This is a genomic window from Galbitalea soli (assembly GCF_010686725.1).
GTDB lineage: Bacteria > Actinomycetota > Actinomycetes > Actinomycetales > Microbacteriaceae > Galbitalea > Galbitalea soli.
In genome coordinates this window covers 538,139-552,347 of sequence record NZ_JAAGWZ010000002.1, presented here as the reverse complement: position 1 = coordinate 552,347, position 14,209 = coordinate 538,139, and the positions used below count along the sequence as shown (strand labels likewise).

Annotated in this window: 14 protein-coding genes; 11 read left to right on the top strand and 3 right to left on the bottom strand. The window is 70.8% G+C overall.

Annotated elements, in window-relative coordinates; translation table 11 throughout:
* Positions 1-74: 74 nt before the first annotated feature.
* Positions 75-1,370, top strand: coding sequence for an amidohydrolase family protein (locus tag G3T37_RS08745; RefSeq protein ID WP_163473164.1), 1,296 nt, complete (start codon positions 75-77; stop codon positions 1,368-1,370).
* A 16-nt stretch (positions 1,371-1,386) separates the two neighbouring features.
* Here G3T37_RS08745 and G3T37_RS08740 read toward each other — a convergent pair whose 3' ends face one another.
* Together G3T37_RS08740 and G3T37_RS08735 are read right to left on the bottom strand one after the other, a co-directional pair.
* Complete coding sequence (locus tag G3T37_RS08740) at positions 1,387-2,337, bottom strand: PDR/VanB family oxidoreductase (protein WP_163473163.1); 951 nt, start codon at positions 2,335-2,337, stop codon at positions 1,387-1,389.
* Entirely contained in the window at positions 2,334-2,897 is a 564-nt protein-coding gene (locus G3T37_RS08735; RefSeq protein WP_194241568.1) for a helix-turn-helix domain-containing protein, read from the bottom strand. The genes G3T37_RS08740 and G3T37_RS08735 overlap by 4 nt, the downstream gene beginning before the upstream one ends.
* A gap of 240 nt (positions 2,898-3,137) precedes the next feature.
* Between G3T37_RS08735 and G3T37_RS08730 the strand changes: the two genes are divergently transcribed.
* The 8 genes from G3T37_RS08730 (at position 3,138) to G3T37_RS08695 (ending at position 10,760) form a co-directional block, all read left to right on the top strand.
* Entirely contained in the window at positions 3,138-4,391 is a 1,254-nt protein-coding gene (locus G3T37_RS08730; RefSeq protein ID WP_163473162.1) for an amidohydrolase family protein, read from the top strand.
* A 5-nt stretch (positions 4,392-4,396) separates the two neighbouring features.
* The gene (locus tag G3T37_RS08725) at positions 4,397-5,173 is read left to right on the top strand and encodes an ABC transporter ATP-binding protein (protein WP_163473160.1); all 777 of its coding nucleotides are present in this window, start codon (positions 4,397-4,399) and stop codon (positions 5,171-5,173) included.
* On the top strand, positions 5,173-6,036 hold the full coding sequence (locus tag G3T37_RS08720) for an ABC transporter permease (protein ID WP_163473159.1): 864 nt from the start codon (positions 5,173-5,175) through the stop codon (positions 6,034-6,036). Before G3T37_RS08725 ends, G3T37_RS08720 begins: the two co-directional genes overlap by 1 nt.
* Before the next feature lie 74 nt (positions 6,037-6,110).
* Positions 6,111-7,286, top strand: a complete 1,176-nt coding sequence (locus G3T37_RS08715; protein WP_163473157.1) for an ABC transporter substrate-binding protein — start codon at positions 6,111-6,113, stop codon at positions 7,284-7,286.
* A 10-nt stretch (positions 7,287-7,296) separates the two neighbouring features.
* Positions 7,297-8,058, top strand: a complete 762-nt coding sequence (locus tag G3T37_RS08710; RefSeq protein ID WP_163473155.1) for an SDR family NAD(P)-dependent oxidoreductase — start codon at positions 7,297-7,299, stop codon at positions 8,056-8,058.
* Positions 8,059-8,089: 31 nt separating this feature from the next.
* Complete coding sequence (locus tag G3T37_RS08705; protein WP_163473153.1) at positions 8,090-9,412, top strand: FAD-binding oxidoreductase; 1,323 nt, start codon at positions 8,090-8,092, stop codon at positions 9,410-9,412.
* Positions 9,409-10,191, top strand: coding sequence for a creatininase family protein (locus G3T37_RS08700; protein WP_163473151.1), 783 nt, complete (start codon positions 9,409-9,411; stop codon positions 10,189-10,191). Before G3T37_RS08705 ends, G3T37_RS08700 begins: the two co-directional genes overlap by 4 nt.
* A complete protein-coding gene (locus G3T37_RS08695) occupies positions 10,188-10,760 on the top strand; it encodes a pyridoxamine 5'-phosphate oxidase family protein (protein ID WP_163473150.1) in 573 nt (190 codons plus the stop codon). Before G3T37_RS08700 ends, G3T37_RS08695 begins: the two co-directional genes overlap by 4 nt.
* An 8-nt stretch (positions 10,761-10,768) precedes the next feature.
* Here G3T37_RS08695 and G3T37_RS08690 read toward each other — a convergent pair whose 3' ends face one another.
* Entirely contained in the window at positions 10,769-11,860 is a 1,092-nt protein-coding gene (locus G3T37_RS08690; RefSeq protein ID WP_163473149.1) for a methylenetetrahydrofolate reductase C-terminal domain-containing protein, read from the bottom strand.
* 65 nt (positions 11,861-11,925) lie between these two features.
* Between G3T37_RS08690 and allB the strand changes: the two genes are divergently transcribed.
* Both allB and pucL read left to right on the top strand, forming a co-directional pair.
* The gene (allB, locus tag G3T37_RS08685) at positions 11,926-13,284 is read left to right on the top strand and encodes an allantoinase AllB (protein ID WP_163473147.1); all 1,359 of its coding nucleotides are present in this window, start codon (positions 11,926-11,928) and stop codon (positions 13,282-13,284) included.
* 25 nt (positions 13,285-13,309) lie between these two features.
* A complete protein-coding gene (gene pucL / locus G3T37_RS08680; RefSeq protein ID WP_163473145.1) occupies positions 13,310-14,203 on the top strand; it encodes a factor-independent urate hydroxylase in 894 nt (297 codons plus the stop codon).
* Positions 14,204-14,209 lie beyond the last annotated feature (6 nt).

Genomic DNA, 14,209 nt, shown 5'->3' with positions numbered 1-14,209 from the left:
GCACACCGTCAGCGTATCGCCGGCGCCCCGCCCCGCGACACGTGCCCGACACACGCGGCTGCTAGAAACAGGGCATGCTCAGAATCACCGGCGCCACTCGCATCATGATCGACAGCCAGACCGAACGCACCGGCGACCTCACCACGAGCGACGGCGTGGTCGTCGACGGGGCGATCGGCGGCGAGCGCCTCGATGCGACGGGCTGCGTGGTCACGCCCGGGCTCGTCAACGCCCACCACCACCTGCTGCAGAGCGCCTTCCGCACTCTGCCGGGCACCCGCGGCGTCGAGATGTCGGTGTGGCTGCCGACGATGGCCGCCGCCTACGCGCGCGCCGGGGTGGATGACGACCTCGCGCACGCGGCCGCCGCGGTCGGGGTCGCCGAGGGTCTGCTCAGTGGGGTCACCACGGTCGCCGACCACCACCTCACCTGGCCCACCGGAGCCGACACCGTCGCGATCGCGAGCGCGACCGCGGAGGCGGCCGCCTCGCTCGGGGGGCGACTCGCCTTCGTGCGGGGCGCCGCGCGCGACGATCCGCAGGAGGTCGCCGCCTCGGTCGTCGCGATCGTGGACGCGCTCATGCCGACGAGCCGGGGCGGGGTGAGCGACGACGGCATGCTCCAGCTCGCGGTGGGGCCCGCCGGAGTGCACAGCGACGGCAAGGAGACCTTCGACGTCTTCGCCGAGCTGGCGCACCGCTTCGGCCTGCGCCGCCGCACCCAGGCGAACGAGCAGGTGGATGTGCGGGTGGCTCAGGAGCAGTACGCGGGAGCCCGCCCGCTCGACCTGCTGGAGCGCTGGGGCTGGCTCGCGCCGGACGTGACCCTCGCGCACCTGTGCGAGGTCACCGACGAGGAGATCGCCCGCCTCGCCCGCAGCGGGGTGACGGCCACGCACGCCCCGGGCTGCGACCTGCCGATGGGGTGGGGCATCGCTCCGGTGGCGAAGCTGCGGGCGGCGGGCATCCGGGTCGGTCTGGGCACGAGCGGCGGCGGCAGCAACGACGCCGGGCACCTGCTGGCGGATGCCCGGCTCGCCATGCAGGTCGCGCCGCTGGTGGGGCCACCCCTCGCCGCGCGCGAGGTGCTGGGGATGGCGAGCGAGGAGTCGGCGGCCGGGCTGGGACGAGCCGAGCTGGGGCACCTCCGGATCGGCGCGGCCGCGGACCTCTGCGTGTGGGACGTCTCCGGGGTGGCGGACGCGGGCGTCGCCGACCCCGTGGCGGGCCTGCTCTGGGCGAACCCGGGGCGCCGCCCACGGCACGTGGTGGTCGCGGGCGAGCTGGTGGTGCGCGACTACGAACTCGTGCACGCCGACGAGCGCGCGCTCGTCGCGACCCTGGCCAAGCGACTGGCCCGCGTGGCCTGAGACGGCGCCCGCGCGGCTACAGCTCGAGCACGAGCCGCGGGCAGGCGGCGCGCGAGACGCAGATGTACATGACATCCATCGCGGCCTGCTCCTGCGGCGAGAGGATCGAGTCGCGGTGATCGACCTCGCCCTCCAGCACCACGGTCTCGCAGGTGCCGCAGGTGCCCTCGCGGCAGCTCGACAGCACGAGCACCCCCGCCTCTTCGACGACCTCCAGGATGCTCCGCTCCGGCGGCACCGTCAGCGTCTCGCCCGACACCGCGAGCTCCACCTCGAATGCCTCGTGCAGCACCGGCTCGCCGAGGTGCTTCGCCTCGAATCGCTCCAGGTGCAGCTCGACACCGCCCGCGGCCGCCTCGACGGCGTCGATGAGGCGGGTCGGACCGCAGCAGTAGACGACGGTGGTCGGGTCGAGCGTCTCGAAGAGCCTGGACAGGTCGAGCCGCGCGCCCTCGTCTGCCGCATAGACGGCGACGCGATCAGGATGCCCGGCCTCCAGCTCCCCCACGAACGCCATCGTGGCGCGCGACCTCCCCGCGTAGGCCAGGAGGTAGTCGACGCCCGCCGCCTTCGCGGCCGCGACCATCGAGCGGATCGGAGTGATGCCGATGCCGCCGGCCAGAAACAGGTAGCTGCGCCCCTCCTCGGGCTGGAAGGCGAAGTGGTTGCGCGGCCCGCGGACGCGGAGCCTGGCCCCCTCGGCGACGGTGTCGTGCAGGTAGGCGGATCCGCCGCGGCCGTCGGTCTCGCGCAGCACGCCGATGGTCCAGGTGGGGGCGCCGACCTCGCCGACGAGCGAGTACTGCCGCTCGCCGAGGGGCAGGATGACGTCGATGTGCGCGCCGGGCTCCCAGGCGGGGAGAGCGAGGCCGTAGGGGTGCCGCAACTCGATGAGCCGCACGCCGTCGGCCGCACGGGTGGTGGACGCGACGATGACATCGCGTTCGATGTCGGAGGAGGAGCTCATAGTTTGTCGGGTTTTTCCTTGACGACGAAGAGTCGATAGCCCGCCTCATCGAGGGCGCTCCAGCGGTGCGGAGTGCCTCCAACGTAATAGAGCGAGTCGCCGGCGCTCAAAATGTGCGAGTCCTGGCCGAGGAGTTCGACGAGCACGGTGCCCTCGATGACGTGCAGGAACTCGTCTTCCGCGTGGGTGAAGAAGTCCGCCGCGACGAGGTTGTTCCCCGTGATCTCCATCGGCCGGAAGCGTCGGCGTCCGTGCACCAGGAGGCGCGCCTCGCCCTCGCCGTAGTGCCCGCGCGATCCCTCGCCGGCGCGCACGAGCGAGGTGCGGGTGGGCTCGTCAGGGAGTTCGACCTCGTCGTCGACGGCGAGGAGTTCGAGCTGGCTGGAGCCCAGCGCGCGCGCGATCTTCTCGAGCGAGGTCATGCTGGGCCGCGCCCGCCCGCGCTCGAGCTGGCTGAGGAAGGGGTGGGAGAGTTCGGCCTGTGCCGCGAGCTGCACGAGCGTCAGCCCGCGGGCGCGGCGAAGCTCCCGGATGCGGGACCCGAGGCGCTGGGCCTGCAGATCGATCGCGAGTTCGAGCGATGTAACGGGGTCCTCCTCGTCAGGGCTAACTCGTGATGGTCTATCACGATCACCGTGCGCCGTGACCGGTTATTTACACGTCGAAACGATCGCGTTACGTGCCGGAAACGCGGCGTCCGTACATTCGTTCATGTTGAACACATCAACATTCGCGTGCAGCAGACTCGAAGGTGCGTCGCTCTGCACGGCTCCCGCCCCCGTCGAAAGAGCAGCCGCACCGTGACTTCGCTTCCTCGCCCGATCTCCGCGCTGAGGAACGCCACGCTCGCCGACGGCAGCGTCGTCGACGTCGAGCTCGACGGCGACCGGGTCTCGGCGGTCCTCCCCGCCGGCAGCCTCGTGGATGCTCCGGCCGACGTCACCCTCGATCTCAGCGGCTTCGTGCTTCTCACCGCCCCGGCCGAGCCCCACGCGCACCTCGACAAGGCGCTCTCCTGGGATGAGATCAACCCGCCGATGGGCGACCTCGGTCTCGCGATCGCGTCCTGGCGCGAGTACGCGACCGACATGACGATCGAGTCGATCGCCGACCGCGCGCGTCGCCAGGCGCTCGCGATGCTCGCCCAGGGCACCACCGCCATCCGCACTCACGTCGACATCCTCATGGGCGACGAGCCGCTCCGCAGCTCGCTCGCCCTGCTGCAGGTGCGCGAGGAGCTGCGCGACCTCATGGACATCGAGATCGTCGCGCTCGCCGGGCCCGACGTGCCCAGCGCCGACGTGGAGGCCGCACTCGACGCGGGCGTCGACCTCGTCGGCGGCGCGCCGCACCTCGCTCGCGACCAGAGCGCCGACCTCCAGCGCCTCCTCGCGATCGCCAAGGCGCGCGGCATCGGCGTCGACATGCACACCGACGAGAGCCTCGACGGCGACCACACGCTCAGCGAGCTCGCGGTGACCGTGCGCGACTGGGCGCAGCCGGTGTCGGCGGGCCACTGCGTGCGGCTCGGCACGCTGGATGCGACGACCCGAGACGCGGTCATCCGCGAGGTCGCACTCTCTGACGTGGGCATCATCGCGAACCCGATCACGAACCTCTACCTGCAGGGCTGGGAGACGCCCGTCGCCACCCCGCGCGGGCTCACGCCCGTGCGGGAGCTCCTCGATGCCGGAGTGCGCGTCGCCGCCGGCGCCGACAATGTGCGCGATCCGTTCAACCCGCTGGGCCGCAGCGACGCGCTGGAGACGGCGATGCTGCTCGTCGCCGCCGCGCACCTCACCATCGGCGAGGCATACACGGCCGTGAGCGACTCCGCCCGCTCGGTCATGTCGCTGCCGCTTGCCGGGCCCGTCGTCGGCGCGCGAGCCGAGCTGCTCGCGGTGCGCGGAACCGGGCTCCCGGACGTCGTGGCGAACGCCTCGGCCGACCGCTTCGTCATCCACGCCGGCAACCTCGTTGCCCAGAGCTTCGTGACCAGCCAGGTCGCGGCGCCCTCCCCCCTCCGCACCACTGTTCTCACGGAAACCAGGTGACGTCCATGACGACTACCGCCCCCTCCCCGAGCGTGACCGGCACCGCACCCGGAACGCTGCTCGACTTCCGAAACGTCGCGATGCAGTTCCCCAACGGCACCATCGCGCTGCGGAACGTCGACCTCACCGTCAACCGCGGCGAGTTCGTGACCGTCGTCGGCCCCTCGGGCTGCGGCAAGTCCACCCTGCTCCGCATCGCCTCGGGCCTGGAGAAGGCGTCCGAGGGAGTCGCCGAGGTCGACACCGACCGCATCGGCTACGTGTTCCAGGACGCGACCCTTCTGCCCTGGCGCTCGATCAGCAAGAACGTCGAGCTCCTCGCCGAACTCCACCACATGCCGAAGGCGCAGCGCGCGGCGAAGGCGCAGGAGGCGATCGAGCTCGTCGGCCTCAAGGGCTTCGAGAAGAACCTGCCGAAGCAGCTCTCCGGCGGTATGCGGATGCGCGCCTCGCTCGCCCGCTCGCTCACGCTCGAGCCGGAGCTCTTCCTCTTCGACGAGCCCTTCGGCGCACTCGACGAGATCACCCGCGAGCGGCTGAACGACGAGCTGCTGCGCCTCTTCGTCGAGAAGCAGTTCGCCGGGCTCTTCATCACGCACTCCGTCTCCGAAGCGGTGTACCTGTCGACCAAGGTCATCGTCATGTCGGGGCGTCCCGGATCGATCGTCGAGCGGTTCGACGTGCCGTTCCCGATGCCGCGCGACCCGGATATCCGATTCACCCCGGAGTTCGCCGAACTCGTCGGCGAGGTCTCCCACGCACTCCGAGAGGGGCACAGCTGATGGCAACCGAGGCGCTCGTCGCACCGGCCGCGCGCCGCGGCCGCATCCGACTCCGTCCCTCCACCTGGTGGCAGCCGGTCGTGGTCTTCTTCGGCCTCATCGGCCTCTGGGATCTCATCGCGCTGTACTACGACAAGGTTCAGCAGCTCAGCTTCCTGGTGCCCTACCCGCTGCAGGTCGTGGAGGTCGTGTTCGCCCCGAAGGCGCTGCTCAAGCCGGGCCAGGTCGCGCCGAACCCCAGCTTCCTGAGCCAGCTGCTCGACGCGCTGGGCAAGTCCACCACGGTGGCGCTCACGGGTCTCGCGATCGCGATCGTGATCGGCGTGCTGTGGGCGGTGCTGATGGCTCAGGCGAAGTGGGCTGAGCGGTCGTTCTTCCCCTACGCGGTCATCCTGCAGTGCATCCCGATCCTCGCGCTTGTGCCGCTCATCGGAAACCTCTTCGGCTTCGAGTTCAACTCCCGCGTGATCGTGACCGTGATGATCTCGCTGTTCCCGATGGTGTCGAACACCCTGTTCGGCCTGCAGTCGGCCGACCGTGCCCAGCGCGAGCTGTTCACCCTGCAGGGCGCGAGCCGCTGGACCACCCTCACGAAGCTCCAGTTCCCCGCGGCGCTGCCCTCGATCTTCGTCGGCCTCCGCACCGCGGCCGGGCTCTCGGTGATCGGCGCGATCGTCGGCGACCAGTTCTTCCAGCGCGGCACCCCCGGGCTCGGCGTGCTGATCTACGTCTCCAACTCCCGCCTCAACGGCCCGGGCACCTTCGCGGCGATCATCACCGCCTCGCTGCTCGGGGTGGCCGTGTTCCTGCTCTTCGGCCTGATCGGCCGCCTCGCGATCGGCAAGTGGTACGACTTCACCTGATCCGCGCCCCACGACTCCTCTCGACGCACCACTGCACCTCCGCATCCTGCACCGCACCCACAACAAGGAGAACCATGCGTAAAACAGCTCTACGGTCCGCCATCGGCCTCGGGACGGTGATCGCCGCGACCCTCGCTCTCGCGGGCTGCGCCACCTCCACGCCCACCAGCACCACGACGACGGCCGCGGCCGCCTCGGCCGTCGACCTCTCCGGCGTCTGCCCGGCCACGGTCACGATCCAGACCGACTGGAACCCCGAGTCGGAGCACGGTCACCTGTACCAGCTGCTCGGACCGAACCCGGTCATCAACGCCGACAAGAAGTCGGTCTCGGGGGCGCTGTACTCCGGCGGCAAGCCCACCGGCGTCAACGTCGAGATCCGCTCCGGCGGGCCGGCGATCGGGTACCAGACGGTCTCCAGCCAGATGTACGCCGACAAGAGCATCACGCTCGGCTACGTCACGACCGACGAGGCCGTTCAGCTCTCCGACAAGCTGCCGACCACCGCGGTCTTCGCGCCGCTCGACATCGGCCCGCAGATGATCATGTGGGACCCGTCCTACTACCCCAACGTGACCGACATCGCCTCGCTCGGCACGGCCCTCAAGGCCGACGGCGGCGTGGTGCGCTACTTCGGTGGTGCGGCCTACATGGAGTACCTGATGGGTGCGGGAATCCTCGACAAGAGTGTCGTCGACGGAAGCTACGACGGAAGCCCCGCCAAGTTCGTCGCCGCCAAGGGCAAGGATGCGCAGCAGGGCTTCGCGAGCGCCGAGCCGTACATCTACCAGAACGAGGTGGCGGCCTGGGGCAAGCCGGTCAAGTTCCAGCTGACCAACGACGTGGGCTACCCGGTCTACGCCTCGGCCGTCTCGGTGCGCACCGGTGAGCTCGCCTCGCTGACCCCGTGCCTCAAGAAGCTCGTCCCCGTGCTGCAGCAGGCCGAGGTCGACTACTTCAAGAGCCCGGCGGCGACCAACGCGCTCATCCTGCAGCTCGTCAGCGCCTTCAACAACGGCTGGGTCTACACCCAGGGCGTGGCCGACTACTCGGTCAAGGAGATGAAGTCGCTCAAGCTCGTCGGCAACGGCGACAACGCGTACATGGGCGACATGGACCAGACCCGCGTGCAGAAGATCATCGACATCGACACCCCGATCTTCACGAAGAGCGGATCGGCGCCGAAGGCCGGCCTCACGGCGGCGGACATCTTCACCAACGAGTTCATCGACAAGTCGATCGGCTTCTAGGCAGGTTCGCATGAGCACACCATCGGTGACGACGACCGCGAGGCTCGCGGGCACGCGCGTCGTCGTCACCGGCGGTGCGCGAGGCATCGGCGGCGCGATCGCCGCCAGCTACTCCCGAGAGGGCGCCCGCGTGGCTATCCTCGACCGGCTCGTGGGCGAGGGTACCGCCCTCGCCCACGAGCTCGGCGGCACCTTCCACCCCGTCGATCTCCTCGACCCCGAGGCGACGACAGCGGCTACCCAGGCGGCGGTCGACGGGCTCGGCGGAGTGGACGTGCTCGTCAACAGCGCGGGGATCCTGCGCTTCACCCCCCTCCTCGACCTGACGGTCGAGGACTGGAACGAGACCTTCTCCATCAACACCCGCGCGATGCTCACCACTATGCAGGTCGTCGCGCGCCGCATGATCGCGGCCGGTACCGGCGGCAAGATCATCAACCTCGCGAGCATGGCCGCCAAGAAGGGCGGCGCCGGCGAAGGCGCGTACCCCGCCTCGAAGGCCGCGGTCGTTGCGCTCACGCGCGTCGCGGCGCTCGAGTGGGGCCGCTACGGCATCACCGCGAACTCGCTCTGCCCCGGCTACATCCTCACCGAGATGGGCGCCGCGACCCGCACCGAGGAGATGGTGCGCGAGTGGGCGAGCTACTCGCCGCTCGGCCGCCTCGGCGAACCCGAGGACGTCGCCGCCGTCGCGCTGTTCCTCGCCTCCCACGACTCCGACTATCTGACCGGCCAGGCGATCAACGTCACCGGCGGCATGGTCATGCACTGATCCCTCACCGCACCCTCAGGAAGACGAACACATGACAGACACCGCCATCGCGGCCCTCGAAGCGGAGCTGCGCGAACTGCTCGGCGATCGGGCCGTCACCGTCGAGCTCGCGGCCCGCGAGCGCGCCTCCATCGACGGCGCGAAACTGTCGCCGGTCATCCGCGAGCAGTTGCCGCTGGGGCTCGCCGACCTCGTCGCCTCCCCCACGACCGCCGAGGAGATCGCCCTCGCCGTCGGCGCGGCGGTGCGCCACGGCGTGCCCATCACCCCGCGCGGAAAGGGCACCGGCAACTACGGCCAGGCGATCCCGATGAGCGGCGGACTCGTGCTCGACCTCACCAAGGCGCGGGCGATCACGGAGGTCGGCGACGGATTCATCACGGCGGAGGCCGGGGCGACGATGGTCGCGCTCGAGCAGGCCGCCAACAAGGCCGAACAGCAGATCCTCATGTACCCCTCGACGGCGCAGTCCACCCTCGGCGGATTCCTCTCCGGCGGATCCGGCGGCACCGGGTCGATCAAGCACGGCTCCAACAGCAACGGCTTCGTGCTGGCGCTCGACGTGGTGCACGCGGTTCCGGATGCCCGGCTCGTGCACGTCGAGGGCGAGGAGGCCCAGGCCTACGTGCACAACTACGGCACCGCCGGCATCATCGCCCGCGCGACGGTGCGGCTCGAGCCGCTGCAGGACTGGCAGGGATTCTTCGCGAGCTTCGACCGCTTCGAGGACGCGCTCTCGCTGATCCGCCCCTTCGCCGACCTCGACCCGACGCCGCGTCTCGTCTCCGCCGACCTGCCGACGCTCGCCAACGCGCTTCCCGACGACCCGGGCATCCCGGCCGACCGCTCCAGCCTGCGGGCGATCCTCGACCCCGCCACGATCGAGGAGGCGACCGCGCTCGTGATCGCGGCGGGCGGGCGGGTCGACGACATCCGCGGTGGCCCCCAGACCTCGATGAAGATCAGCATGATGTCGTACAACCACCCGATCGAGTGGCTGCAGAAGGCCTACCCCGACCGCTACTTCCACGTGGAGGTCTCGGGCGACGCGCTCGTCGACCGCATCGACGAGGTGCACGCCGTCTACGAGGGCGGCATGCTGCACATCGAGTCGCAGCACGGGCGCCCCATCGGGATGCTCGCGGGGGTGTACACGAGCGCCGAGGATGTCTACGCGGGCTTCGACAAGCTGACCGCCCTCGGCGTCGGATTCCACAACCCGCACCAGTGGTTCGTCGACTTCGAGCCGGCCCGCACCGCCGCGCTCGCCGCGACCACCGACCCGAACCACCTGCTCAACCCGGGCAAGCTCGTCACCGAGGCCCCGCTCACCACCGGAGGCAAAGTCTCATGACCCGCGAACTCATCAATCTGTCCGGCCCGGCCGCCGACGCCGCGCTCACCGAGAACTCCATCCTCGTGCTGCCGACCGGCGCGATCGAGCACCACGGACCTCACCTGCCGCTCGCGACCGACTGGCTCATGGCCGACCTCATCGCGCGCGGCATCGTCGAGGAGGCCGCCGCCGCGGGACAGGACGTGTGGCTGCTGCCCTCCCTCGCCTACACCAAGTCGGACGAACACAGCTGGGCCCCGGGAACCTTCTGGCTGAACGCCGACACCCTCCTGCAGACCGTCGTCGATATCGGGCGCAGCATGCTCACCACCAAGGCGCGCACGATCGTCTTCTACAACGGGCACGGCGGCAACATCGCGCTCCTGCAGGTCGCCCTCCGCGAGCTGCGCCGCCGCTTCGGGCTGCGCACCTTCCTCACCGGAAGCGCGATGGCGGCGGGCGATGGGCAGAACGGCCCCGATGAGCTCGGCTTCGGCATCCACGGCGGATACGCCGAGACCTCGATGATCATGCATCTGCGGCCGGAGCTGGTCGACCTCAGCAAAGCCGACCGCTGGGTGCCCGACCACATGGCCGAGCTCGAATACATCAAGTTCAACGGCGGACGCGTGCACTTCGGCTGGCTGAGCGACGACTTCGGTCCGGCCGGCGTGGTCGGCGACGCGACCGGATCGAACGCGGAGTACGGCGCCGAGCTCTACGCGAAGGCCGTCGCCGACGGCGTCGCGGCGCTCGCCGAGATCGCCGCGTTCCGCCACCTTCCGGAGGAGTCGTGAGCTACCCCGCGGAGGCCCTCGCGCTCGTGCGCGAGTGGTTGCCCGACAACGACGACCCGGACCGCCCGCAGATCACGCTCTCCACGGTGACCGCGGACGGCGGGGCCGACGCCCGCACGGTGCTCATGAGCGAGTTCGACGAGGACGGCTTCTACTTCCACACCGACGCGCACAGCCGGAAGGCGGCCGACATCGCCGCCAACCCGCTCGTCGCGATCACGGTGCTGTGGCCCGGCTTCACGCGGCAGCTGGTGATCCGCGGCGCGGCCGAACCCGCCGCTCCGCGCGAGGTCGCTGCGGCCTACGAGAAGCGCTCCCCATACCTGCAGCAACTGGCCTGGCAGAACTCGGTGGAGTTCGCGCAACTGCCGATCGACGAGCGGCGGCGCGCGTGGGCATCCTTCACCGAGGCCCACCCCGACGGCTTCCGCCAGCCCGCGAACTGGGCCGGCTATCTGGTGAGGCCGTTCCGCCTGACCTTCTGGACCAGCAACCCCGACACCGCCAGCCATCGCGTGGAGTATGTCCGCGACGGCGAGGCGTGGTCGGTGCAGCACCTCGCGGGCTGATGATTCCGCTAGCGAGTGGTGACGCCGATGCCGTCGGCGATGCGGCCCAGCGCCTCGGCGAACCACGCCTCGCGCCCGGCGCCCGCGCCGCCGGAGAGATTCACGCCGGCGACCGAGTCGAGCGCGAGCATGCCGTGCGCGAGTTCGACCGCGGCGGCGATGCCCTCCTCGAAGGGGTCGGCCGCGCCCAGGATGCGCTCGAGGTAGCCGGGCGGCAGGGCGAGACTCGTGAAGCTGCGCAGCAGCTCGGCGCTCGCCCGGTCCACGACGATCGGGATGCACGCGATGTAGTCGAGCGTGACGCCGATGTCGTGCGCCCGCGCGATGAACTCCCGCACCGGCTGGACCCCGCCGGCGTGGTTGACGAAGCAGACCTCCGCCCCCGCGGCCGCCTTCTGCAGCAGGCGATCGGCGCGGCGCCCGACCGGCGGCGTCGCCGGCGACTCGCCCACCGAGACGAGGTGCCCGGCCGCCCGCGCGAGCGAGGCGGCCTCGGTCGAGTCGAGGTCGAAGACGGGCACGGCATCCGGGCGCGAGCCGGTCAGGGTGTGGTCGCCCGTCACGCAGTGCACGGCGCCGACACCCGCGTGGGCGAGCGCGGCGAGCTCACCCTCCATCGCGACACGGTTGCGGTCGCGGCAGTTGAACCCGGTCCACGGCGTGAGGCCGGCGGCGAGGATGAGCGACGCCCGATACGCGGGCGGAAACTGCACGCGTGCCGATCCGGCATCCCCCGCGAGTACCGCATCCACCCGGCCGCTCAGAATCGCGCCGCACTCAGCGATGGAAGCCGCATCGAGCGCTCGGGCCGGGAAGTCGGCGACGACGATCGGGCGGGTCGCGATCAGCTCTCGCATCCGCTCGCCGCCCGCCGAGGGGATCACCGGCGGCACCGGATCGGCGGCGGGGAAGGGCGCCCGTGCCACCACATCCTGGTCGCTCGTCACCCGCTCGGTGATCTCCGCGGGCGCGATTCCGTGCCAGCGGACGGTCGCCACGTCGAGGAACACGCAGGGGTGCGGCGACACCTCGCAGGTGCCGTCGAATTCGACCCCTCCGCAGGGTCCGTACTCCATCGATTTCGGACAGGTGGTCAGCATGCGGTCATCGTAGCGACCGCGTGTTTCGCGCCTGTTCCAACCCCCGTCACGAGAGCACCCCGCCCATGAGCACCCCCTTCGACCTGGTCATCCACGCCCGCCGCGCCCTCATCGACGGGGAGAGCCGCGAGGCCTGGATCGGCGTCAGCGACGGTGTGATCACCGAGATCGCACCGCACCCGCTGGAGGGGCCGCTCGCCACCCTCGCCGACGACGAGATCCTCATCCCCGGCCTCGTCGACACGCACGTGCACGTCAACGAGCCCGGGCGAACCGCCTGGGAGGGCTTCGCGAGCGCGACGCGCGCCGCTGCCGCGGGGGGCGTCACGACGATCGTCGACATGCCGCTCAACAGCATCCCCGCGACCACGACGGTGGAGGCGCTCGCGACCAAACGGGCGGTGGCCGCCGCGAAGTCGGTCATCGACGTCGGCTTCTGGGGCGGGGCGGTTCCCGAGAACCTCGGCACGCTGCGCGAACTGCACGACGCGGGCGTGTTCGGCTTCAAGGCCTTCCTCGCGCCCTCCGGCGTCGACGAGTTCGGGCACCTCGACGCGGCGCAGCTGGAGCGCGCCCTCGACGAGATCGCCGGCTTCGGAGGCCTGCTCATCGTGCACGCGGAGGACCCGGGGGTGCTCGACGCGCACGCGGGCGCGGGCGGGCGCCACTACGCCGACTTCGTCGACTCCCGCCCGGACGCGGCCGAGGTGACCGCCATCGAGCGCGTGATCGCGGGCGTTCGCCGCACGGGCGCGCGGGCGCACATCCTGCACCTCTCCTCGGCGGCGGCGCTCCCTGCGATCAGGGCGGCCCGCGCCGAAGGGCTGCCGCTCACCGTGGAGACCTGCCCCCATTACCTCACCATCTCGGCGGAGCAGATCGACGACGGGGCGACCCAGTTCAAGTGCTGCCCGCCGATCCGCGACGAGTCCAACCGGGATGCCCTGTGGCAGGCGCTGCTCGACGGCGACATCGACATCATCGTCACTGACCACAGCCCCTCCACGGCCGACCTCAAGTTCGCCCACGACGGCGACTTCGCGCTCGCCTGGGGCGGAATCGCCGGTCTCCAGCTGGGCCTCGCGGCGATCAGCACCGAGGCGGGTCGGCGCGGCATCCCGCTCGCGCGGGTCATCGAGTGGATGTCCACCCGCCCCGCCGCCCTCGTCGGGCTGGGCGCATCCCGAGGCTCGATCCGCGTGGGCGCGGTCGCCGACCTCGTCGCCTTCGCCCCCGGCGCGAGCTTCACCGTGCACGCGGCCGAGCTGCTCCACAAGAACCCGGTGACCGCCTTCGACGGCCGCGAGCTCCGCGGCATCGCGCGCCGCACCTGGCTGCGCGGGACCCTCGTCGACGTGGGGGCCGACGCCCCGCCGCGCGGGATCCTGCTCGACCGACCCACCGACCCCTCCCACCAGCGCTGAGCTGGCCCCACCGAAAGGCAGAACCATGGCGATCATCCTGGGCGACAACCAGTACGGCAAGGCGGAGTCGCGGCTCGTGCGCATCTACCGCGACAGCCCTCGGCACGAGATCCGCGACCTCAATGTGACGACCGCCCTGCGCGGCCCCTTCGAGCCCGCCTATCTGGCGGGCGACCAGTCGAACGTTCTGCCGACGGACACGCAGAAGAACACCGCCTATGCCTTCGCCAAGTCGAAGGGCGTCGAGGCGATCGAGACCTTCGGACTCGAACTGGCCCGCCACTTCGTCGGCGACGTCTCGCCGGTGACGGGCGCCCGCATCGAGATCGAGGAGTACGCCTGGGAGCGCGCGGTCGTCAATGGCGCCGAGCACGACCACACCTGGCTGCGGAAGGGGCCCGAGATCCGCACCGCCGCGATCACGGTGGACGCGAGCGGCGAGCACGTCGTGGGCGGGCTCAAGGAGCTGGTCATCCTGAAGTCGACCGGGTCGGAGTTCGCGGGATTCCTCAAAGACGAGTACACGACCCTCGGCGAGACCAACGACCGCGTCATGGCGACCGCGCTCAAGGCCCAGTGGCGGTTCACGAGCACGGCCGTGGACTGGGATGCGGTCTACGCCGACGTGAAGCGGATCATGGTGCGCGAGTTCGCCACCCTGCAGTCGCTCGCCCTGCAGCAGACCCTGTGGCACATGGGGAAGGCGGTGCTGGAGGCCCACGACGAGATCGCGGAGGTGCGACTCGCCGCCCCCAACAAGCACCACTTCGCCTACGACCTCAGCCCCTACGGCATGGACAACCCGAACGAGGTCTTCTGGGCCGCCGACCGGCCGTACGGCCTGATCGAAGCCCAGATCCTGCGCGAGGGCGCGGCCCCCGCGGGCGACGCCTGGCGCGTGTCGGCCGGGCTCGCGTGAGGGCGG

Coding starts and splice junctions, on each gene's coding strand:
- G3T37_RS08745 (WP_163473164.1), top strand. CDS start 75: ATGCTCAGAATCACCGGCGCCACTCGCATCATGATCGACAGCCAGACC.
- G3T37_RS08740 (WP_163473163.1), bottom strand. CDS start 2,337: ATGAGCTCCTCCTCCGACATCGAACGCGATGTCATCGTCGCGTCCACC.
- G3T37_RS08725 (WP_163473160.1), top strand. CDS start 4,397: ATGACGACTACCGCCCCCTCCCCGAGCGTGACCGGCACCGCACCCGGA.
- G3T37_RS08720 (WP_163473159.1), top strand. CDS start 5,173: ATGGCAACCGAGGCGCTCGTCGCACCGGCCGCGCGCCGCGGCCGCATC.
- G3T37_RS08715 (WP_163473157.1), top strand. CDS start 6,111: ATGCGTAAAACAGCTCTACGGTCCGCCATCGGCCTCGGGACGGTGATC.
- G3T37_RS08710 (WP_163473155.1), top strand. CDS start 7,297: ATGAGCACACCATCGGTGACGACGACCGCGAGGCTCGCGGGCACGCGC.
- G3T37_RS08705 (WP_163473153.1), top strand. CDS start 8,090: ATGACAGACACCGCCATCGCGGCCCTCGAAGCGGAGCTGCGCGAACTG.
- G3T37_RS08700 (WP_163473151.1), top strand. CDS start 9,409: ATGACCCGCGAACTCATCAATCTGTCCGGCCCGGCCGCCGACGCCGCG.
- G3T37_RS08690 (WP_163473149.1), bottom strand. CDS start 11,860: ATGCTGACCACCTGTCCGAAATCGATGGAGTACGGACCCTGCGGAGGG.
- allB (WP_163473147.1), top strand. CDS start 11,926: ATGAGCACCCCCTTCGACCTGGTCATCCACGCCCGCCGCGCCCTCATC.
- pucL (WP_163473145.1), top strand. CDS start 13,310: ATGGCGATCATCCTGGGCGACAACCAGTACGGCAAGGCGGAGTCGCGG.